This is a genomic window from Plantactinospora sp. A48 (assembly GCF_055793945.1).
Genome location: NZ_JBTIXF010000170.1, coordinates 1 through 223 on the forward strand (window position 1 = coordinate 1; position 223 = coordinate 223).

1 protein-coding gene is annotated in these 223 nt (G+C 68.2%); it reads left to right on the plus strand.

The annotated features are described in order from the left end of the window. A partial coding sequence (locus tag ACXN5W_RS30470; protein WP_473161831.1) for an endo-1,4-beta-xylanase occupies positions 1 to 223 on the plus strand: 223 nt, incomplete at both ends.

Here is a 223-nt window from a genome sequence, read left to right on the forward strand (position 1 = left end):
GGCCATGGCCACCATGGCCCACGCCGACCTCCCCGGCCAACCCGGCACCACCCTCAAAGCCGCCGCCGAACGCAGCGGCCGCTACTTCGGCGCCGCCATGGGCGGAGACCGACTCAGCGACTCCGGCTTCCTCACCATCGCCAACCGCGAGTTCGACATGATGACCGCCGTCAACGAAATGAAACCCGACGCCACCGAATCCAGCCCCGGCGTCTTCACCTTC